General features: G+C 67.2%; 17 protein-coding genes. 10 read left to right on the forward strand and 7 right to left on the reverse strand.

Features of this window, described 5'->3' with window-relative positions:
* Positions 1-272 precede the first annotated feature (272 nt).
* Complete coding sequence (locus NP80_RS25670) at positions 273-476, forward strand: cold-shock protein (RefSeq protein ID WP_004196460.1); 204 nt, start codon at positions 273-275, stop codon at positions 474-476.
* Between the two features lie 249 nt (positions 477-725).
* Here the strand turns inward: NP80_RS25670 and NP80_RS25675 are convergent, their stop codons facing one another.
* Positions 726-2,678: a YadA C-terminal domain-containing protein gene (locus NP80_RS25675; RefSeq protein ID WP_035488631.1), complete on the reverse strand. Its 1,953-nt coding sequence runs from the start codon at positions 2,676-2,678 to the stop codon at positions 726-728.
* A gap of 368 nt (positions 2,679-3,046) precedes the next feature.
* The gene (locus NP80_RS25685) at positions 3,047-4,648 is read right to left on the reverse strand and encodes a multicopper oxidase family protein (RefSeq protein WP_035488627.1); all 1,602 of its coding nucleotides are present in this window, start codon (positions 4,646-4,648) and stop codon (positions 3,047-3,049) included.
* A gap of 566 nt (positions 4,649-5,214) precedes the next feature.
* On the opposite strand from NP80_RS25685, the gene NP80_RS25690 reads away from it, so the two are divergent.
* Positions 5,215-5,439: a hypothetical protein gene (locus NP80_RS25690; protein WP_035488625.1), complete on the forward strand. Its 225-nt coding sequence runs from the start codon at positions 5,215-5,217 to the stop codon at positions 5,437-5,439.
* Between the two features lie 125 nt (positions 5,440-5,564).
* On the opposite strand, the gene NP80_RS25695 is transcribed toward NP80_RS25690, so the two are convergent.
* Both NP80_RS25695 and icd read right to left on the reverse strand, forming a co-directional pair.
* On the reverse strand, positions 5,565-7,790 hold the full coding sequence (locus tag NP80_RS25695) for an NADP-dependent isocitrate dehydrogenase (RefSeq protein WP_006405895.1): 2,226 nt from the start codon (positions 7,788-7,790) through the stop codon (positions 5,565-5,567).
* Between the two features lie 276 nt (positions 7,791-8,066).
* Positions 8,067-9,323 carry an NADP-dependent isocitrate dehydrogenase gene (icd, locus tag NP80_RS25700; RefSeq protein WP_006398522.1) on the reverse strand — a complete coding sequence of 419 codons (1,257 nt, stop codon included), beginning with the start codon at positions 9,321-9,323 and terminating at the stop codon, positions 8,067-8,069.
* 271 nt (positions 9,324-9,594) lie between these two features.
* Here icd and NP80_RS25705 point away from each other — a divergent pair, with 271 nt between their 5' ends.
* The 5 genes from NP80_RS25705 (at position 9,595) to NP80_RS25720 (ending at position 14,799) form a co-directional block, all read left to right on the forward strand.
* A complete protein-coding gene (locus NP80_RS25705) occupies positions 9,595-10,173 on the forward strand; it encodes a pseudouridine synthase (RefSeq protein WP_006410687.1) in 579 nt (192 codons plus the stop codon).
* Positions 10,174-10,453: 280 nt separating this feature from the next.
* Positions 10,454-10,666, forward strand: a complete 213-nt coding sequence (locus tag NP80_RS30400; protein WP_006398520.1) for a hypothetical protein — start codon at positions 10,454-10,456, stop codon at positions 10,664-10,666.
* Between the two features lie 158 nt (positions 10,667-10,824).
* Positions 10,825-11,325: a DUF192 domain-containing protein gene (locus NP80_RS25710; protein WP_006410685.1), complete on the forward strand. Its 501-nt coding sequence runs from the start codon at positions 10,825-10,827 to the stop codon at positions 11,323-11,325.
* Between the two features lie 222 nt (positions 11,326-11,547).
* Entirely contained in the window at positions 11,548-13,653 is a 2,106-nt protein-coding gene (gene fusA, locus NP80_RS25715) for an elongation factor G (RefSeq protein WP_006398518.1), read from the forward strand.
* A 132-nt stretch (positions 13,654-13,785) separates the two neighbouring features.
* Positions 13,786-14,799: a HoxN/HupN/NixA family nickel/cobalt transporter gene (locus tag NP80_RS25720; protein ID WP_006410688.1), complete on the forward strand. Its 1,014-nt coding sequence runs from the start codon at positions 13,786-13,788 to the stop codon at positions 14,797-14,799.
* Positions 14,800-14,818: 19 nt separating this feature from the next.
* On the opposite strand, the gene NP80_RS25725 is transcribed toward NP80_RS25720, so the two are convergent.
* Positions 14,819-15,664: an aldo/keto reductase gene (locus NP80_RS25725; protein WP_006398516.1), complete on the reverse strand. Its 846-nt coding sequence runs from the start codon at positions 15,662-15,664 to the stop codon at positions 14,819-14,821.
* Positions 15,665-15,830: 166 nt separating this feature from the next.
* Between NP80_RS25725 and NP80_RS25730 the strand changes: the two genes are divergently transcribed.
* Positions 15,831-16,577: a GntR family transcriptional regulator gene (locus NP80_RS25730; protein WP_006398515.1), complete on the forward strand. Its 747-nt coding sequence runs from the start codon at positions 15,831-15,833 to the stop codon at positions 16,575-16,577.
* A 25-nt stretch (positions 16,578-16,602) separates the two neighbouring features.
* Here the strand turns inward: NP80_RS25730 and NP80_RS25735 are convergent, their stop codons facing one another.
* The gene (locus tag NP80_RS25735; protein WP_035947332.1) at positions 16,603-17,994 is read right to left on the reverse strand and encodes a CoA transferase; all 1,392 of its coding nucleotides are present in this window, start codon (positions 17,992-17,994) and stop codon (positions 16,603-16,605) included.
* A gap of 139 nt (positions 17,995-18,133) precedes the next feature.
* Between NP80_RS25735 and NP80_RS25740 the strand changes: the two genes are divergently transcribed.
* On the forward strand, positions 18,134-19,366 hold the full coding sequence (locus NP80_RS25740) for a citrate/2-methylcitrate synthase (RefSeq protein WP_045594228.1): 1,233 nt from the start codon (positions 18,134-18,136) through the stop codon (positions 19,364-19,366).
* Here NP80_RS25740 and NP80_RS25745 read toward each other — a convergent pair.
* The gene (locus tag NP80_RS25745) at positions 19,339-19,650 is read right to left on the reverse strand and encodes a DUF2917 domain-containing protein (protein ID WP_045594229.1); all 312 of its coding nucleotides are present in this window, start codon (positions 19,648-19,650) and stop codon (positions 19,339-19,341) included. The two genes, NP80_RS25740 and NP80_RS25745, sit on opposite strands and share 28 nt — an antisense overlap.
* Positions 19,651-19,848: 198 nt before the next feature.
* Between NP80_RS25745 and mdtD the strand changes: the two genes are divergently transcribed.
* Positions 19,849-21,285: a multidrug transporter subunit MdtD gene (gene mdtD / locus NP80_RS25750; RefSeq protein ID WP_006411345.1), complete on the forward strand. Its 1,437-nt coding sequence runs from the start codon at positions 19,849-19,851 to the stop codon at positions 21,283-21,285.
* Positions 21,286-21,328: the final 43 nt, after the last annotated feature.

A 21,328-nucleotide genomic window follows, 5' to 3' on the forward strand; every position in this document is an offset into this window, starting at 1 on the left:
AAGTTGTCGCGCTTGCCGCCGTGCTGCGAAGCAAAGCCGGAAAAACCCTGAAAATGGGTTCTTTACAACGTCCCCCTAACCGTCTAAAAATTTCCTTGACACTCAAATAAAGAGCGCCAACAATCAAGCTGGCACTTTTTTCAAATTGCCTGCGGGCGAAATGAAAGAGGCCGAGGTGAGCTTGTGAGGGGGGAACGGCTGCAGTTTTCCGGTCGTTTAGCTTTTCGAGCGTGCTCGTGGTAAGTAGCGACTGTGTGACAGGGGAAGTAGGTATGGCAACTGGTATTGTCAAATGGTTCAACGACGCAAAGGGCTTCGGTTTCATCACTCCCGACGAGGGCGGTGAAGACCTGTTCGCGCACTTCTCGGCGATCAACATGCAGGGTTTCAAGACCCTGAAGGAAGGCCAGAAGGTGAGCTTCGAAGTCGTCCAAGGACCGAAGGGCAAGCAAGCTTCGAATATCCAGGCCGCCTGAGGGCAACGGATTTCGGACGAAGAAACCCGGCGAGATGCCGGGTTTCTTTTTTTGTGCGTCGTACGTGCGCCATGTCGATTGATCGGCGAGTTTGCACAATGGCGGCGCAAGCTTTGCGATTGTCCGCATAGGCGTGCAAATCGATTTTGTCGACGCGCGCGACCGTTTTACCGATTCACGATCGCGCGCGCCGTCATCATCGCGCAATATTTACATGCGCGTTTATCGAGCACATGTGTCGCCGTGGCGTTACCAGCTGTATGAGGCGCCCGCGCCCCACGTCGTCGTCGCGGCATTCAGGCTCGCGCCGGCACGCAGCTTGAGGTTCTCGCCGAACCGCACCGATGCGCCGAGCGCGACGGCCTGATAGCCGAGGTAGCCGCCCGTACCGATCCCGACGGCGATCGTCTTGCCTGTGTCCACGTCGGGAATCATCGACAGCGCGGTCGCCGCCGCGACGCCGCCGTATGCGCGCCGTGCAACCGAGTGAAGCTGCCGCATGTTGACCGCATCCGAAGGCAGCACGCCGTCCGCGACATGCACGATCTTCCGCTCGCGCCCCGCTGCGCCGACCGACACCGTATCGTCGCGATCCGCGACCGACGCGCGGCCGAGCGCGACCGAATTCGTGCCGCTCGCCACGGCGTCCGAACCGAGCGCGATGCTGTGTGCGGCCGTCGCCGACGCGCCGTTTCCGACGCTCGTGCTGCGATCGCCGACCGCCGTCGCGTCGGCGCCGATCGCGGTGCTTCGGAAGCCGGCAGCTTGTGCGCGAGCGCCCGTCGCGAGGCCGTCGTTGCCCGTTGCGGTCGCCGCTACGCCGACTGCGACTCCGCCGGTGCCGCCTACGCGCGCACCGGCGCCGAGTACGGTGCTGTCTGCGCCTTCCGCGTGCGCGCCCACGCCAATCGCGATGCCGCTGCTTGCCGTCGCATGCGCATCGGCGCCGATCGCAACGTTGCCATCGCTCGTCGCGATCGCGCGACGGCCCATCGCGAGGCTCGCGTCGCCGAGCGCCGACGCGTCGATGCCGAATGCGGCACTGTCCGCGCCTGCCGCACGCGACGCCGCGCCAATCGCGGCACCGTTCGCGCCGTTCGCATTCGCGTTCGCGCCGACTGCGATGCCGTGCTCCGCCGATGCGCTCGCGGCAACGCCGATCGCGACACCATCCGACGCCGACGCGTTGGCGCCGCCGCCGATTGCGAGGCTCCCGTCGCCGAGCGCCGATGCCTTCGTGCCGAATGCCGCGCTGTCGACGCCCGCAGCGTTCGACGACACACCGACGGCCGCCGCACCGCTCCCGCTCGCATTCGCGCTCGAACCGAGCGCAATGCCGTGCTCCGCCGACGCGTCCGCCGCGACGCCGATCGCCACACCGCCCGATGCCTGCGCGTTTGCGCCGTGGCCCACCGCGACGCTGCCGTCGTTGAGTGCCGATGCCTCCGCACCGAGCGCGATGCTGCCCGTGCCCTCCGCGCTCGCCGAGCCGCCGATCGCGACCGTCTCGTCCGCGAAAGCGTTCGCCGCCGTCCCCAGCGCGATGCTGTCGAACTCGTTCGCACTTGCGCCGCTGCCGAGCGCGATGCTTCCGTCGCCGAACGCCGCCGCGTCCGCGCCGAGCGCGGTGCTCGCCGCACCCGTCGCACTCGATTGCACACCCACCGCCGTACTGCCCGACGAGGCGGCCAGCGCCAGCGTACCGGCAGCCACGCTCTGTTCTCCCTTCGCCTTCGCGCCGGCACCGACCGCAACGGCATCCGCATGATGCGCCGCGGCCGCGACACCTGCGGCCAGGCTTGCATCGCCTGCCGCCCACGCCTGCGGACCGAGCGCGATGCTGTCGGCGCCGGCAGCGAGCGCGTTGCCGCCGATCGCGAAACTGTTCGGCCCCGGCGCGCGTGCACGCGTGCCGTTCATGTCACGCGCGTTGCGCGCATCGACGACGATCGCGATGCCGTCGCCGGGTGCCAGCACGTTCGCGTCGGCTCGCAGGATCGTGTCGGCGGACACGCTGCGCGACTGCGGCGGCGCATCGGCATACCGCTGCGCGTATGCGTCGGGAACGGCCCATCCGAGCATGCCGGCCACGCCGGATGCCAGCGCGCGGCGGGCGCGCGACCGCGCGGAGCACCCGCATCGCGACTCGTCTTTCGCACTGAAGGTGTTCGTGTTGATGCCTCGGTCTCTCGTAGTTTTCATCGTTTTCCTAATCGTATTTTTCGGTCTTCGGCACATGTCGAATCCGCATCGGAAATTGGAAGCGACTTGCGCCGCACATGAACCGCCGCGAAGCGCACCGACGCCCGACGCTCAGGACTTCGCGTGCGAGCCGGCGGCGGAAATCGAGTATAGGGACGGCGACACGTCGCACATATCTGACGCGTACCAATATTTATGGGACAACTAACTCAATTCGCATTTGACCGATAGGACAAGACAAATCATTACGCTGCGCGCGCTCCAGTGTCGCCAGAGAAAGAAAAAGCCGCGCATCGACAACGATGCGCGGCCTGCTTTCCCGAGAACGGCGAACGCCGGATGTCGACGACACCCGGACGACCGATACGTCAGACGACCTTCAGCGTACCCATCATGCCGAGGTCTTCGTGTTCGAGAATGTGGCAGTGGAACATGCGTTCGCCGGCCATATCCTGCGTCGTCAGGATCGTCACGGTCTCGCCGCTGCGGACGTTCACGGTGTCGCGCCATGCGCGGAACGGCTCGGCCGTGCGCGCGCCTTCCGTCGCGCGCTCGATCACCTGGAACTGCGTGCCGTGCAGATGGAACGGATGATCCATGTCGGTGGCGTTACGTATCGTCCAGCGTTCGACGTCGCCGCGGCGGCTCGTCAGCGTGACGCGCCCCGGCGCATAGGTGTCGCCGTTGATCGTGAAGCGCATGCCCGCCGGGCGACCATGCACACCTGCCTTCATCATCGCGTCCATGTCCATCTCTTCGCCGAACGCGACCTCCTTGTGCGCGACCGGCTCGCCGAGCGGCGGCACCGTGCGCAGCGTCGCGGGCAACTCGCGCGGCGCTGCCGGCGCGAACACGACGTCGGCCAATGCGCGGGCGGGATCGGGCGGCAGGCTGCCGTGGCCGTCGTCGTGCGACATCGCCATCTTGCCGCGGTCGTATTCGGCTGCCTGCAGCACCGCGCGCGACGCGCGGTCGCCGGCCCGAACCAGCATCTCCGCGCGCTCGCCCGGTGCGAGCAGCAGCGACGTGACGCGACGCGGTGCGCCGAACAGGCCGCCGTCGGTGCCGACATGCTCGAACGCGCGGCCGTCGTCGAACGCGACGCACAGGTAGCGCGCGCTGCACGCGTTCCACACGCGCCAGCGTTCGTCGCCGGCGACCTCGATCCGCGGCCGGCGCGCACCGTTGACGAGCACGAACTGCCCTTCACGACCGTTCATCCAGTCCATCATGTCGTTCGGCGGAATCGTCCCGTCGCGCGCGAGCTTCAGATCGGACACGAACAGGTGGCGCTCGGGCCAGCCCGCGAGCGGATCGTCGGCCGCACGCACGACGAACGGCCCCGCGAGCCCGCGGAACACCTGTTCGGCCGTCATCATGTGCGGATGCGGGTGATACCAGTACGTGCCCGCGCTGCCCTTCGGCAGCGTGAAGCGGTAGACGCGCGACGCGCCCGGCGCAACGGCATCGGACGGATTGCCGTCCTGATCGGGCGGCACCGGCAGCCCGTGCCAGTGAATCGTCGACGGCTGCGGCAGCTTGTTCTCGAACCGGATCTCGACCGTATCGCCCTCGCGCACGTCGATCAGCGGACCGACGACGGGGCCGTCGGCGCCGGCGCCGAACTGCCAGAACGTCGTCGGGCGCGCACCGCGCAGCAGCGGCCGCGCGACCGGCTGCGCGGTCAGCGTCGCGCGGAACGTGCCCGGCTCGCGACTTTCGTTGACGAGCGTGCGCAAGACGGCCAGCGGCGCGCCGGCCGGCAGCGCGTCGGCTGCCGCCAGCGCCGCAGGCGCGGGCCGGTTAGCGTGCTGCCCGTGCCCGGACATGCCGCCCATTCCCGGCATGTCCCGCATGTCGTCCATGCCCGCCATACCGGCATGTCCCGCATGTTGCGCCCATGCACCGCGTGCGACGAGCGATGCCGCCGCGACCCCGATCGCGCGCGACAGAAAGGTTCTTCGAATCATCAATCGTTCCTCGTTATTCGTGCGGCGGCAGCGGCGCCACGCGGACGGGCCGCATACCGCGGGCACGATGCGAAGCCGTGCCCCGCGCCATCATAACCGCGCGTCCGTACCGCGACGCGCGAGCGCCGCTCGAGCGGCGATACGTCGCAGCGCAGCCTGCGCATCGCGCGCCGGTTCTGCGCTCAGCGCATGGCGATTCCCACCTATTGGGCGCGCCCGCATAGTCGTCGATCGCCAAACCGCCCGTTTTTTCACGATGCGGAAAGAATCACTGCGTTATAAAAATTCGTGGTGCACGGCACAAATTCGCCGTTTCGCGATGCCGAAAAACGTTCCGCAATACAAAACGAAGCGCGTATCTCTTTGTTTTTACAAGAACAATTTTCTATCGAGTCGCCGTTCTACGCGCACCATCCGGACCGTCGCCGGACGTAGACTTTGTTCCATGCACTGACGCTTCGCGAGGATGGTCGATACCGGACCGGACGCAAGCAGCCAGTCGAGCCAGGGCCGGTCGAACCGGCGGCACGCACAGAATCGCTTGTGATCAGAAAGGGAGAACGGAAATGATGGGATTTCGCTTTGGTTCAGCGCTCGGGTCGTTCTACATCCTGCCGGGTAAGGGCGGCTGGGAAGCGACGTTCGGCAACGCCGTGCTCGGCGCATTCTCGTGCCCGGAACACGCGGCAGACCACATCTCTCGCGGCGACTGCCCGCAGTTGTCCGACCTCGATACCGCGACGCTCGAAGTGCCGCACGAAATCGCCGAGTGGGAAGTCGTCCACGTCTGAATGACGCCGGCTGCCCAAGCAAAACGCCCCGGACCTCCGGGGCGTTTCTCGTTGCGCTCGGGCTGCCGTCCGTCGGGCGGCAGCCGGTCAGCGCCGCCGCATCCGCCGGCCGGCGCCGGTCGCGATCAGAGCGCGTCGACGATCGCGTTGAGCGTCGCGCTCGGGCGCATCGCCTGGCTCGTCAGGTCGACGTTCGGGCGATAGTAACCGCCGATATTCTGCGGCTTGCCTTGTGCGGCCGACAGTTCCTCGAGAATGCGCGCCTCGTTGTCGGCGAGCGCCTTGGCGACACCCTCGAACTGCGCCTTCAGCGCCGCATCCTCGTCCTGCGCGGCGAGCGCCTGCGCCCAGTAGAGGCACAGGTAGAAGTGGCTGCCGCGGTTGTCGAGGCCGCCCACCTTGCGCGCCGGCGACTTGTTCTCGTCGAGGAACTTGCCGGTCGCCTGATCGAGCGTCTTCGCAAGCACGAGCGCCTTCGGATTCTGGTACGCGTTGCCGAGGTGCTCGAGTGAAGCGGCAAGGGCGAGGAATTCGCCGAGCGAATCCCAGCGCAGGAAGCCTTCCTCGACGAACTGTTGCACGTGCTTCGGCGCCGAGCCGCCTGCGCCCGTTTCGAACATTCCGCCGCCCGCCATCAGCGGCACGATCGACAGCATCTTCGCGCTGGTGCCGAGCTCCATGATCGGGAACAGGTCGGTGAGGTAGTCGCGCAGCACGTTGCCGGTGACCGAGATCGTGTCCTTGCCCGCGCGGATGCGCTCGAGCGAGAAACGCGTCGCTTCGACCGGCGTCATGATGCGGATGTCGAGACCGTTCGTGTCGTGATCCTTCAGGTAACGCTCGACCTTCGCGATGATCTGCGCGTCGTGCGCGCGCGCCGGATCGAGCCAGAACACGGCCGGCGCGCCGGTCGCGCGTGCGCGGTTCACCGCGAGCTTGACCCAGTCCTGCACCGGCGCGTCCTTCGTCTGGCACATGCGCCAGATGTCGCCCGACTCGACCGCATGCTCGAGCAGCACGTTGCCCGCTTCGTCGATCACGCGCACGACGCCGTCGGCCGGGATCTGGAAGGTCTTGTCGTGCGAACCGTATTCCTCGGCCGCCTGCGCCATCAGGCCGACGTTCGGCACGCTGCCCATCGTGACCGGATCGAACGCGCCGTGCTGCTTGCAGTCCTCGATCACGGCCTGGTAGACGCCCGCGTAGCAACGGTCCGGAATCACGGCCTTCGCGTCGTACAGTTCGCCGTCCGGGCCCCACATGCGGCCCGACTCGCGGATCATCGCCGGCATCGATGCGTCGACGATCACGTCGCTCGGCACGTGCAGGTTCGTGATGCCCTTGTCGGAGTTCACCATGGCGAGACGCGGACGCACCGCGTACTCGGCCTTGATGTCGGCTTCGATCGCTTCGCGCGTGTCGGCCGGCAGGTCCTTCAGACGCGCGTACAGATCGCCGATGCCGTTGTTCGGGTTGAAGCCCGCCTTGGCCAGCACGTCCGCATGCTTTTCGAGCGCGTCGCGATAGAACACCGAGACGACCTGACCGAACAGGATCGGATCGGACACCTTCATCATCGTCGCCTTCAGGTGCACGGAGAACAGCACGTCCTGCGCCTTCGCGTCCGCGATCTGCGCTTCGAGGAAGCTGCGCAGCGCCTTGCGGCTCATCACCGACGCGTCGATCACTTCACCGGCCTTCACGGCCGTCTTTTCCTTGAGGACCTTCTTCACGCCGTCGGCCGTGGTCAGCTCGATCTTCACGCTGCCCGGCTCGGCGATCAGCGCCGACTTCTCGCTGCCGTAGAAGTCGCCTTCCGTCATGTGCGCGACGTGCGCCTTCGAGCTCGACTGCCATGCGCCCATCTTGTGGGGGTGCTTGCGTGCGTAGTTCTTCACCGACAGCGGCGCACGGCGATCGGAGTTGCCTTCGCGCAGCACCGGGTTTACCGCGCTGCCCTTGATCTTGTCGTAACGGGCCTTGATCGCCTTCTCTTCGTCGGTCGACGGCTCTTCCGGATAGGCCGGCAGCTTGTAGCCCTGTGCCTGCAGCTCGGCGATCGCAGCCTTCAGCTGCGGCACCGACGCGCTGATGTTCGGCAGCTTGATGATGTTCGCCTCGGGCTTCAGCGTGAGCTGGCCGAGCTCGGCCAGATCGTCGGAACCCTTCTGCTCGGGCGGCAGGATGTCTGCAAATGCCGCGATGATGCGGCCCGCGAGCGAAATGTCGCGCGTTTCGACGGCGACGCCGGACGAACGCGTGAAGGCCTTGACGATCGGCAGCAGCGAATAGGTCGCGAGCGCGGGCGCTTCGTCGGTGAGCGTGTAGATGATCTTGGGCGAAGTGGACATGGTCGATGCGTTGCTACGTGAAAGTGGGACTGAAGATCGCCGGCGGTAACCGGCGGGGAGCGACCGGGTCGGTCGCGAAAAGGGGCGCGCCGGCTAGCCGGGCGGGAATGTTGCGAGGGCCGTCATGTTCTACCTTGCAGGGCTTGCGGGCCGCCTCGCGGCGCCGCGGCCCGGAGCCCGGGCCGCCCTGCCAAAGCTGCCATTCACGAAACGCCCCGGCGCCGGCAGCAGGCGCCGGGGCGGCCGGCTGCGCGCCGGCCCACCCCGGAAGGAGTCTTACATGTTCTCGATCAGCACTTCGCCGAAACCGGAGCACGACACCTGCGTCGCCCCTTCCATCAGGCGCGCGAAGTCGTACGTGACGCGCTTCTGCAGGATCGACTTCTCCATCGCGGCGATGATCGTGTCGGCCGCTTCCGTCCAGCCGAGGTGGCGCAGCATCATTTCGGCCGACAGGATCTCGGAACCGGGGTTCACGTAATCCTTGCCTGCGTACTTCGGCGCCGTGCCGTGCGTCGCTTCGAACATCGCGACCGAATCCGACAGGTTCGCGCCGGGCGCGATGCCGATGCCGCCGACCTGCGCGGCCAGCGCGTCCGAAATATAGTCGCCGTTCAGGTTCAGCGTCGCGATCACGTCGTATTCGGCCGGGCGCAGCAGGATCTGCTGCAGGAACGCGTCGGCGATCGAATCCTTGATCACGATCTCGCCGCCCGTCTTCGGGTTCTTCACGCGCATCCACGGGCCGCCGTCGATCAGCTCGCCGCCGAATTCCTTCTGCGCGAGCGCGTACCCGGCGTCACGGAACAGGCCTTCCGTGAACTTCATGATGTTGCCCTTGTGCACCAGCGTGACCGACTTGCGATCGTTGTCGATCGCGTACTGGATCGCCTTGCGCACGAGCCGCTCGGTGCCTTCCGTCGACACGGGCTTCACGCCGATCCCCGACGTTTCCGGGAAGCGGATCTTCTTCACGCCCATCTCGTCGCGCAGGAACGCGATCACCTTCTTCGCCTGCTCCGAACCGGCCGGCCATTCGATGCCGGCGTAGATGTCTTCCGAGTTCTCGCGGAAGATCACCATGTCGATCTTTTCCGGCTCGCGCACCGGTGACGGCACGCCCTTGAAGTACCGCACCGGCCGCAGGCACACGTACAGATCGAGCTCCTGGCGCAGCGCGACGTTCAGCGAACGGATGCCGCCGCCGACCGGCGTCGTCAGCGGCCCCTTGATCGACACGACGTATTCCTTCAGCACCTGCAGCGTCTCGTCCGGCAGCCACACGTCCGGACCGTACACCTTGGTCGCCTTCTCGCCCGCGTAGATCTCCATCCAGTGGATCTTGCGCTTGCCCTTGTACGCCGCCTCGACCGCCGCATCGACCACCTTGATCATGACCGGCGTGATGTCGAAGCCCGTCCCGTCGCCTTCGATATAGGGAATGATCGGCTGATCGGAAACGTTGAGCGTGAAATCCTGGTTGACGGTGATCTTGTCACCGCCGTCCGGAACCTTGATGTGCTGATACGGCATGATCGACTCCAGTGACGTGGCTGAGCAGGTGTTGCTGGTCGAAGCTGCGCGCGCCGCAGGAGCAAGGCCTGAGCTCCTCCGGCGCCGACAGCGAGCCGCTATTCTAGCGCCCCAACCGGGCACGGCGGCACGAAGCGCGGTGCTGCGTATCAAGTCTTCACTTATGTCTTATATAAGACAGATGACTTGCCGTTCCGTATTATGCATTAAGATTCCGCCATTTGCCATAGAGCGCCCGCCGCCCCGCGCGCCGCGGGCCTGCGTGCCGCCCATGACCCTGATCGCCCTCAACAAGCCGTTCGGCACGATTTGCCAGTTTTCCGCGCACGAAACGCGGCCGTCGCTCGGCGACTGGGTAAAAGCGCCCGGCGTCTATCCGGCCGGCCGCCTCGACGCGGACAGCGAAGGCCTGCTGCTGCTCACCGACGACGGCGCGCTGCAGGCGCGCATCGCGGAGCCGCGCCACAAGCTCGTGAAACGCTACTGGGCGCAGGTCGAGGGCGCGCCGGGCCCAGCCGACCTGAAAGCGCTCGCGCGCGGCGTCGATCTCGGCGACTACGTGACGCGCCCGTGCCGCGCCGAATTCATCGAACCGCCCGAGACGCTATGGCCGCGCAACCCGCCGATCCGCTACCGCGCGGCGATCCCGACGACCTGGATCGAACTCGCGATCACCGAAGGCAAGAACCGGCAGGTGCGCAGGATGACCGCGGCGGTCGGCTTCCCGACGTTGCGCCTCGTGCGCGTCGGCATCGGCGCGCTCGACATATTCGCGCTCGGCATTGCACCCGGCGAAACAATCGCGCTGCCGCCGCGCGCGCCGTGGGACGGTTTCGCACGCGCAACCTGAGCGGCACGACGCGCGCGCACTTTTCCTCATCTTTTTCGTCAACCGCCTGCGAAGATCGCGCGTTAAACGACGCAGATGCCACCCTGAGCTATCCGGCATTGGCGGCCGAATCCGCGTTTGCGTCACGAAACCGACGTTTTCGTCGAATACGATTCGGCGCCCGCAGCGCAAAGAGAAATTTCTCGGAGCGTCTGTCAACCGAAAGGTGGATGGCACCGTTAGACGTCATGACTCCTATGCCGGGTCATTTGGTTAATTAACTAAAGCTGAGGAACACAACATGAACAAACTGATCGCCGCTCTGGTCGCTGGTCTCTTCGCAACGGCTGCTTTCGCACAAGCTTCGGCTCCGGAAGCTGCTTCGGCTGCTGCTCCGGCAGCTGCTTCGGCACCGGCAAAGCACAAGGCTGCGAAGAAGCACCACGCCAAGAAGCACCACGCAGCGAAGAAGGCTGCTAGCGAAGCCGAAGCCCCGGCAGCTGCTTCGAACTAAGCAAGCTGGTTGTAATAACGCAGTCAAGAACACACGTTCGTGCCGTTCTTACGGCGTTGAAAGGCAGATCGCCGCGAGGCGATCTGCCTTTTTCTTTTTGTGCCCGGTGGTGCGGATCGCGTACCATGCGGTCTCGTTTTCCAGATAGGAGCCCTGCTGTGCGATTCTCCCTGCGCTCGTCGCTCGGCCGCCTTGCGCGCGCCGCCGTGTTTCCCGCCGCACTCGCCGTGCTCGCGCTCGGCATGCAGAGCGCCGGCGCGCAAATACCGCCCGGCGCGAAGCAGCCCAGCGAGTTCCCGCGCGTGAAGCTGCGTGCCGGCATGTACGTGATCGATGCGGCCGTCGCCGCGAACGACGCCGACCGCGAACAGGGGCTGATGTACCGCTCGCAGCTCGCGCCGAACGAAGGGATGCTGTTCGTGTTCAACGAGAACGCCGTGCACTGCTTCTGGATGAAGAACACGCTGATCCCGCTGTCGATCGCCTTCATCCGCGCCGACGGCACGATCACCGACATCGACGAGATGCAGGCCGAGACGACCGACAACCACTGCCCGCGCAACAACGGCGTCTATGCGCTCGAAATGAGCAAGGGCTGGTTCGCCACGAAGGGCATCAAGCCCGGCATGAAGCTCGAAGGGCTGCCGAAGCCGCAGTAACGCGCAGCGCCCGCGCGCGGGCCGCGCCCTGCCCCGCCCGAAACCGGCCGCGTCGCGCGCCGGTTTTTTTTCGTCCGCCGCCGGCGGCGCCGGCTTGATTCCACGGTCGCGGCCCGCATCTGCAAAAGCCGCGCGCAAGCGCTATCCTTGAAGTCTCGCTTGTTTCCAAGCCCGGACCGGCGCAGCCGGCCCGCTTACGATCCGAACCACCAGGAGGTTCACGTGCCCCGCAAAACCCCCATCGAGCGCTATCGCAACATCGGGATCAGCGCTCACATCGATGCCGGCAAGACCACGACGACCGAGCGCATCCTGTTTTACACCGGCGTGAGCCACAAGATCGGTGAAGTGCACGACGGTGCGGCCACGATGGACTGGATGGAGCAGGAGCAGGAACGCGGCATCACGATCACGTCGGCTGCGACCACCGCTTTCTGGAAAGGCATGGCCGGCAACTATCCGGAACACCGGATCAACATCATCGATACGCCCGGGCACGTCGACTTCACGATCGAGGTCGAGCGCTCGATGCGCGTGCTCGACGGCGCGTGCATGGTTTACGACTCGGTCGGCGGCGTGCAGCCCCAGTCCGAAACCGTGTGGCGCCAGGCGAACAAGTACAAGGTGCCGCGCATCGCGTTCGTCAACAAGATGGACCGCGTCGGCGCGGACTTCTTCCGCGTGCAGCGGCAGATCGGCGAGCGGCTGAAAGGCGTCGCGGTGCCGATCCAGATTCCGATCGGTGCGGAAGATCATTTCCAGGGCGTCGTCGATCTCGTGAAGATGAAGGCGATCGTCTGGGACGACGAAAGCCAGGGCGTGAAGTTCACGTACGAGGACATTCCCGCGAACCTCGTCGATCTCGCACACGAGTGGCGCGAGAAGATGGTCGAGGCGGCCGCCGAGGCGAGCGAGGAATTGCTCGAGAAGTATCTGCACGACCACGAATCGCTGACCGAGGACGAGATCAAGGCTGCGCTGCGCCAGCGCACGATCGCCAACGAGATCGTGCCGATGCTGTGCGGCAGCGCGTTCAAGAACAAGGGCGTGCAGGCGATGCTCGACGCGGTGATCGACTATCTGCCGTCGCCGGTCGACGTGCCCGCGATCCTCGGCCATACGCTCGACGATCAGGAAGCGGAACGCCATCCGAGCGACGACGAGCCGTTCTCCGCGCTCGCGTTCAAGATCATGACCGACCCGTTCGTCGGCCAGCTGATCTTCTTCCGCGTGTACTCGGGTGTCGTCAACTCGGGCGACACCGTGCTGAACGCGACGAAGGACAAGAAGGAGCGGCTCGGGCGGATCCTGCAGATGCACGCGAACGAGCGCAAGGAAATCAAGGAAGTGCGCGCGGGCGACATCGCGGCGGCCGTCGGCCTGAAGGAAGCGACGACCGGCGACACGCTGTGCGACCCGGCCAAGCCGATCATCCTCGAGAAGATGGAATTCCCGGAGCCGGTGATCTCGCAAGCCGTCGAGCCGAAGACGAAGGCCGACCAGGAGAAGATGGGCCTCGCGCTGAACCGCCTCGCGCAGGAAGATCCGTCGTTCCGCGTGCAGACCGACGAGGAATCCGGGCAGACGATTATCTCGGGGATGGGCGAGCTCCACCTCGAAATTCTGGTCGACCGGATGAAGCGCGAATTCGGCGTCGAGGCGACGGTCGGCAAGCCGCAGGTCGCGTATCGCGAGACGGTGCGCACGACGGCCGCCGACGTCGAGGGCAAGTTCGTCAAGCAGTCGGGCGGGCGCGGCCAGTACGGTCACGCGGTGATCACGCTCGAGCCGAATCCCGGCAAGGGCTATGAGTTCCTCGACGAGATCAAGGGCGGCGTGATTCCGCGCGAATTCATTCCGGCGGTCAACAAGGGCATCGAGGAAACGCTGAAGAGCGGTGTGCTCGCGGGCTACCCGGTCGTCGACGTGAAGGTGCATCTGACGTTCGGTTCGTACCACGACGTCGATTCGAACGAAAACGCGTTCCGCATGGCCGGCTCGATGGCCTTCAAGGAAGCGATGCGCCGCGCGAAGCCGGTGCTGCTCGAACCGATGATGGCCGTCGAGGTCGAGACGCCCGAGGACTTCATGGGCAACGTGATGGGCGACCTGTCGAGCCGGCGCGGCATCGTGCAGGGGATGGAGGACATCGCCGGCGGCGGCGGCAAGCTCGTGCGCGCCGAGGTGCCGCTCGCGGAGATGTTCGGCTATTCGACGGCGCTGCGCTCGGCCACGCAAGGTCGCGCGACCTATACGATGGAGTTCAAGCACTACGCGGAAACGCCGACGAACGTGTCCGAAGCGGTGATCAACGCGAAGACGAAATAAGCGCGGCGTTCGTCGCGACGGTCGAAAGCTCGTCCGGTTCCGGACGAGCTTTTTTTTCGGCGCGCCGTCCGCACGCCGCGCATTTTTTTCGCGTGCCACAATGGCCGGCGTATCGTCCGATGGAACCTGCCGATGTTGTCCGCCACGCCTGCGCTGCGCCGCCTGCTGATCCTCTATGCGGGGCTGATCGCCGCCAATGCGGCCGTCTGGCTATGGGCGCTCGCGGTGCTGCGCGCGCATCCGCTGCTGCTCGGCACCGCGGCGATCGCCTACGGGCTCGGGCTGCGTCATGCGGTCGACGCCGACCACATCGCGGCGATCGACGTCGCGACGCGCAAGCTGATGCACGACGGCCGGCGCCCGCTGACGGTCGGCCTCGCGTTCTCGCTCGGCCACTCGACGGTCGTGATCGCCGCGACGCTCGGTATCGCGCTCACCGCGTTCGCGCTGCGCACACACTTCGATGCATTTCGCGACATCGGCGGGACGATCGGCACGGCCGTGTCGGCGACGTTCCTGCTCGCGCTCGCCTGCGTGAACCTGATGATTCTGCGCGACGTCTGGCGGCGCTACCGCCGCGCGCCGGCCCACGCACACGACGTCGCGCATCGGCATCGGCGAGACGGCCTGCTGTCGCGCCTGCTGCGCCCGCTGTTCCGCTTCGTCTCGAAGAGCTGGCACATGTATCCGATCGGCGTGCTGTTCGGTCTCGGCTTCGACACCGCGACCGAAATCGGCCTGCTCGCGATCGCGGCCGCGCAGGCGAGCCAGGGCTTGCCGATCTATACGGTGATGCTGTTTCCCGCGCTGTTCACGGCCGGCATGACGCTGATCGATTCGACCGACAACGTACTGATGATTCATGCGTACGGGTGGGCAATGGACGACCCGCAGCGCAAATTGCTCTACAACGCGAGCATCACGCTCGTGTCGGCGATCGTCGCGCTCGCGATCGGCGGCATCGAAGCGGCCGGGCTGCTCGCCGACAAGCTCGCGCTCACGGGCCCCGTGCGCGACGCGCTCGATGCGCTCGGCGAACGCTTCGGCACGCTCGGCTACGCGATCGTCGCGCTGTTTATCGTCTGCTGGATCGCGTCGATCCTGTTCCACCGCTGGCAGCGCGCGGCAGGCGCGCCGGCGCGCTGAGCATCGCGCGCGCCGCCGCTCACAGCATCTCGAGCGGCCGCTTGCTGCGCGGCGCGCGGAAATACGCATCGAGCTGCGCGTGCTCGTCGTCGGTCAGCACCAGTTCGAGCGCCGCGCGATTGTCGCGCACGTGCTCGATCCGCGACGCCTTCGGAATCGCGAACACGCCCGGCTGCGCGAGCACCCACGCCAGCGCGACGCGCATCACCGACACGCCGCGTTGCCGCGCGATCTCGTCGAGCGGCGAGCGTTTCGGCAGCCGCGCGTGATCGACCGGGCTGTACGCCATCGCCGGCATCCGGTGCTCGGCAAGCCACGGCAGCAGGTCGAATTCGGGGCCGCGCCGCGCGATGTTGTAGAGGATCTGGTTGGTCGCGCACGCGGCGCCGCCCGCTTCGTCGACGAGTTCGATCATGTCCGCGGTGTCGAAGTTGCTGACGCCCCAGTGGCGAATCTTGCCGGCGCGCCGCAGCGCCTCGAAGCCTTCGACCGTCTCCTCGAGCGGCACCGAGCCGCGCCAGTGCAGCAGATACAGGTCGAGACGGTCGGTGCGCAGACGCTTCAGGCTCGCCTCGCACGCGGCGACGACACCGCGCCGGCTCGCATGGTGCGGGTAGACCTTGCTGACGAGAAACACGTCGTCGCGCAAGCCGTGCAGCGCTTCGCCGACGAGCGCCTCGGTCGCGCCTTCGCCGTACATTTCCGCGGTATCGATCAGCGTCATCCCGAGCGCGATGCCTTCGCGCAGCGCTGCGATCTCGTCCGCGCGCCGCGCCGGCCGTTCGCCCATTTCCCAGGTGCCCTGCCCGAGCTTCGGGATCGTCTCGCCGTCGGGCAGGACGACCGTGGCCATCGTGTCTGTCATGAATTCCTCGCTGCGGATTCGTGGCCGCGCACCGCGGCCGAAGCATCGAATGCGACGTATCAGTGTAGTCAATCGCCGCCGCACGCACCTGCAGGATCGCAAAAACCGGCTATAACGGCGCCGCATGATGACTTAGAATGGCCGCAACCTGATCGATACCCATTCCATGAAGGCACCCACGGACGACCGCTGGCAGGACCTGCGCCCCGACCCCGACAACGACACGCCGCTCTATCTGCAGCTCGCCCGCAAGCTCGGCGATGCGATTCACGACAATCGCTGGGCGGCCGGCGAGGCGCTGCCTTCCGAACGTGTGCTGTCCGAGGCGCTCGGCGTGTCGCGGATCACCGCGCGCAAGGCGATCGCGCTGCTGGTCGAACAAGGGCTGATCCGTCGGACGCAAGGCGCCGGCAACTTCATCCGGCCGCGCTATGAAGATCCGCTGTCGCGGCTGTCGAGCTTCAGCGAAATGCTCGAGCGCCGCGGCTTCAAGCCGAGCTCGCAGTGGCTCGCGCGCGAGATCCAGCCCGCGAACCGCGACGAGGTGATTCAGCTCGGGCTGTCGCCGGCCGCATCGGTCACGCGCCTGAAGCGGCTGCGGCTCGCGGACGGCATCGTGATGGCCGTCGAGAACTCGACGTTCCCCGCGACGCTGATTCCCGATCCCGAAGCGATCGGCGGATCGCTCTACAGCTATCTCGAAGCGCGCGGCACGCCGATCGTGCGCGCACTGCAGCACTTCCGCGCGGTCAACGCGACCGACGAGATCGCCGCGCAGATGGGCATCGCGCCGCACGACGCGCTGCTGCTGATCACGCGTATCGGCTATACGGCCGATCAGCGCGCGATCGAGCTGACCGACACGTATTGCCGCAACGACTACTACGACTTCGTCGTCGAACTTCGCAAATAGGCAAGCCGCGCTTCGCGCGCGGCGTTCAGAGCCAGCGGGCCTCGTCGCTGCCGAGCGGCACCGGCGGGCGCGCAAACGACGGCGGCGTCGCCGAGAGCCGCTCGGCCGGCCGGACCGTATCGATCGTGCCGAACGTCGACGCGATGCGATCGATCCGATCGCGTACGTCATCGAGCGCGAGATCGCGCGCCTGCATGCCGTCCGGCACCGCGCCGAACGATTGCAGCCAGTGCCCGGTCTGTGCGAGCGACACGCGCACATGCCAACTGCCCCCTTCCTGCGCGCGACGCATCAGCGCGATCATCGCGCCGAATGCGGCCAGGTATCCGGTCGCATGATCGAGCGCCTGGCAGGGCAGATGGCGCGGTGCGTCCGCGTGCGCGGCCTGCTGCTCGCGCCACGCGATGCCGCTCGCCGATTGCACGAGACTGTCGAAGCCGCGCCGTGCGGCCCACGGGCCCGCATGCCCGTACGCCGACACCGATACGCAGACGATGCCCGGACGCGATGCCGCCAGCGCCTCCGGTCCGAAGCCGCGCGCGGCGAGCGCGCCCGGGCGATATGCCTGCAGGAAGATGTCGGCGTCGCGCACGAGTGCACGCAGCGCGTCGACGCCCGCCGTCTCGCGCAGATCGAGCCACGCGGAACGCTTGCCGCGACCGTTGTCGATCACGAGCGGCGCGATGTTCGGCAGGTGCGGCCCGTTCACGAGCAACGTCTGCGCGCCGTGCGAAGCGAGCGTACGCCCCGCGACCGGCCCCGCGATGATGCGCGTCAGATCGAGCACGCGTACGCCGTCGAGCGGGCGCGCGGCGATGCCACTGCCGATCGGCTCCGGCGGCGCGTCGCCGATGCGTTCGATCTCGAACAGCGGCAGCGCCGCGATCGCGCGGGCCTGTTCGTGCGCGGCCCACTCGTCAGGCGTTCTGATCAATGCCGCGCACAGCCCGGCGTCGGCCAGCGCGGTATCGAGCGCGGCGCCGTCCCAGGTGCGGATCGCCGCGGCGACATCGGCCGGCCGTTCGCCGCAATCGAGCACGTCGAGGATGCCGTGCAGATGATGCGCAAAGTTCGCGTGCAGTTGGATCCAGCGGCCGTCGCGCGCCGCGTAGAAGCCCGTGACCGGATGGCGCAGCTCGGGCGGCGGTCCGTCGTCGACGCGCAAATAGCGTTCGCTGCGAAACGCGATGAGCGCGTCGCGCACCGACACGTCGACACGCTGCGCCACGCCGGTACGCAACCGATGGCACTCGGCCGCCGCGAGGCCGGCCGCCGCAATCGTCGCGGCCGCGAGCGTACCGATGCGAAACGTCGAGGGCAGGACCGGATCGTGTCCGGTCACGGCCGCTCGCGACAGCGCGTCGGCGTCGCCGTGCGCGCGTTGCCACAAATGGGCCAGGGTGTGTTCGGGTGTCATGGCGGCAGTCCGTCGTTGCGAAGACGGAATCGAGTCTAGAATTCGCCACACACGCGATCAATCTTGATTGCGCGAATCAATACATAACGAATAGTTGTAGCGCGAGCGCGTCTTATGCGCGCCGACAGGAGCGATCGACATGACGTCTCTCAGCGCGCCCGAAGCGGCCGATCAGCTCGGCATCAGCGTGAGCACGCTCTACGCATACGTGAGCCGCGGGCTGCTGCGCTCGCTGCCGGACGGCGCGGGCAAGCGGCGTCGCTACGACGCCGACGAAGTGCGCCTGCTCGCGCGCCGGCGAGCCGATGCGAAACGGGCAGGCGGGGTCGCGGAGCGTTCGCTCGACTGGGGCGTACCGGTGCTCGAATCGCGGATCACGCAGATCGCCGACGGCCGCCTGCGCTACCGCGGCGCCGATGCGATCGCACTCGCAAACGACGCGACGCTCGAAGCGACCGCCGCGCGGCTCTGGGACTGCGCACCGGCGCGGCTCGCCGCCGCCTCGCTCGACGCGAGCGGCTTCGATCGCGCGCAATGGGACGACTGGGCGCGCCGCTGGGCGCATCTCGCCCCGCTCGACCGCGCGCTCGTGCTGCTGCCGGCCGCCGCCGCGTCGCTGCCGCGACTGTGGGCGCAGGAGCGCGACGCGCAGCTCGATTCGGCCGCCCTGCTGCTGCGTGTCGCGGCCGCCGCACTCGCCGGCTGTGCGCCGTCCGACGCGCCCGTGCATCGGCAACTCGCCGCTGCCTGGCGCGTGCGTCGAGGCGATCACACCGACTTGCTGCGCCGCGCGCTCGTGCTCTGCGCGGATCACGAACTGAACCCGTCGACGTTCGCGGTGCGCTGCATCGCGTCGACCGGCACGCACTTGTTCGGCGCGATCGCGGGCGGGCTCGCCGCGCTATCGGGACCGCGCCACGGCGGCGAGACGTTTCGCGCGGCGACGCTGCTCGACGAAGCGGCGCGCGCCGCCGATCTCGACCGCTACCTCGCGCTGCGGATCGCGCACGACGAACGCGCGGACGGCGGCCGCACCGCGCTGGCCGGCTTCGGGCACCCGCTGTATCCGGACGGCGATCCGCGCGCGCGGGCGCTGCTCGACGCATTGCACGCGGCGATGCCGCAGCGGCCGGCCCTGCGCGCGGCGCGCACGTTGGCCGCACGCGTCGAAGCGGCGACCGGGCTGCAGCCGACGATCGACTTTGCGCTCGCGACGCTCGAACGCGCGCTCGCGCTGCCGGACGGCGCGGCCTTCACGCTGTTTGCGGCAGGCCGCACGGCCGGCTGGATCGCGCATGCGCTCGAACAGTCGGCGAACGGCAAGCTGATCCGGCCGCGCGCACGCTACGTCGGCAACGACGCGGCCGCGTGACGCCGTCCGTCGGGCGCGTGCCGCACCGCCGGTGCGGCGCGCGCAACGGGCGCGCGACGCGGCCCGAACGCGAACGTCGCACCGCCGCGCTCCGCGCCGATCCAGACGCGCATGCCGGGCGCGAACGTCAGCGCATCGCCTGCGCGCATCCAGTGATCGTCGAGCCGGCCTTCGATCGTGACCCACAGCACGCCGTGCGTCACGTGCAGCGTGGTACGGTCGACGATCCGCCACCGGCCGGCCGGCTCGTCGCCGTCCATCGCGTAGAGTCGCCATTCGCGCATCGCCCCTCCCGGTCGCCTGTGTCCGATGACGTCAGTATTTCGGACGGCAGCGGCACGCCGACAGATACGCCTGCAGACACTTTCGACAGAACTGTACTGCCGCGCGCACGAGACAGCGCCGCGCGAGGTGACGCCCGTCTGCACGGCGCGAGCGCTTTCCCTACAATGTCGGGTGTCCTGCGCCCCCGCCCTCGCCTCATGTCCGACCGCCCGTCTGCCGCCGCCCCCGGCGAAAAGAACCTCACCGTCATGCTCTGGCTCGTCGCCACGGGCTTCTTCATGCAGACGCTCGATTCGACGATCGTGAACACCGCGCTGCCGTCGATGGCCGCGAGTCTCGGCGAATCGCCGTTGCGGATGCAATCGGTCGTGATCGCCTATTCGCTGACGATGGCCGTGATGATTCCGGTGTCCGGCTGGCTCGCCGACACGTTCGGCACGCGCCGCGTCTTCTTCAGCGCGATCCTCGTGTTTTCGCTCGGCTCGCTGCTGTGCGCGAACGCACATACGCTGCCGCAACTGGTCGTGTTCCGCATCGTCCAGGGCGTCGGCGGCGCGATGCTGCTGCCGGTCGGCCGGCTCGCCGTGCTGCGCACGTTTCCGGCCGAGCGCTATCTGCCCGCGCTGTCGTTCGTCGCGATTCCGGGGTTGATCGGCCCGCTGATCGGGCCGACGCTCGGCGGCTGGCTCGTGAAGATCGCGTCGTGGCACTGGATCTTCCTGATCAACGTGCCGGTCGGCATCGTCGGCTGCGTCGCGACGTTCTTCTCGATGCCCGACGCGCGCAACGCGGCCGTCGGCCGCTTCGACGTGAAGGGCTATCTGCTGCTGACGATCGGCATGGTCGCGATCTCGCTGTCGCTCGACGGGCTCGCCGATCTCGGGATGCAGCACGCGGCCGTGCTCGTGCTGCTGATCCTGAGCCTCGCCTGCTTCGTCGCATACGGCCTGTACGCGGTGCGCGCGCCGCAGCCGATCTTCTCGCTCGAACTGTTCAAGATCCATACGTTCAGCGTCGGGCTGCTCGGCAACCTGTTCGCGCGGATCGGCAGCGGCGCGATGCCGTACCTGATCCCGCTGCTGCTGCAGGTGAGCCTCGGCTATTCGGCGTTCGAGGCCGGGCTGATGATGCTGCCCGTCGCCGCGGCCGGCATGTTCTCGAAGCGGCTCATCACGCGGCTGATCATGAAGTACGGCTACCGCAAGGTGCTGCTCGCGAACACGATCATGGTCGGCGTGATGATGGCGAGCTTCGCGCTGATGCGCGACACGATGCCCGTCTGGCTGAAGGTCGTGCAGCTCGCGCTGTTCGGCGGCTTCAACTCGATGCAGTTCACCGCGATGAACACGCTGACGCTCAAGGATCTCGGCACGGGCGGCGCGAGCAGCGGCAACAGCCTGTTCTCGCTCGTGCAGATGCTGTCGATGAGCCTCGGCGTGACCGTCGCTGGCGCGCTGCTCGCGACCTTCACCGGGATGCTGCGCACCGTGACGCCGAGCAACACGCTGCCCGCGTTCCACGCAACCTTCATCTGCGTCGGGCTGATCACGGCCGCGTCGGCATGGATTTTCGGCCAGCTCGCGCCCGAGGTACGCGGCCGCGCGCACAAGACCGATCCGTCCGAGCGCACATGACGCGCAGCGCGCACCAGCGCGGTGCGAGCGGGCGCGTCCCGTG

The organism is Burkholderia multivorans ATCC BAA-247, from assembly GCF_000959525.1.
GTDB classification, from domain to species: Bacteria; Pseudomonadota; Gammaproteobacteria; order Burkholderiales; family Burkholderiaceae; genus Burkholderia; species Burkholderia multivorans.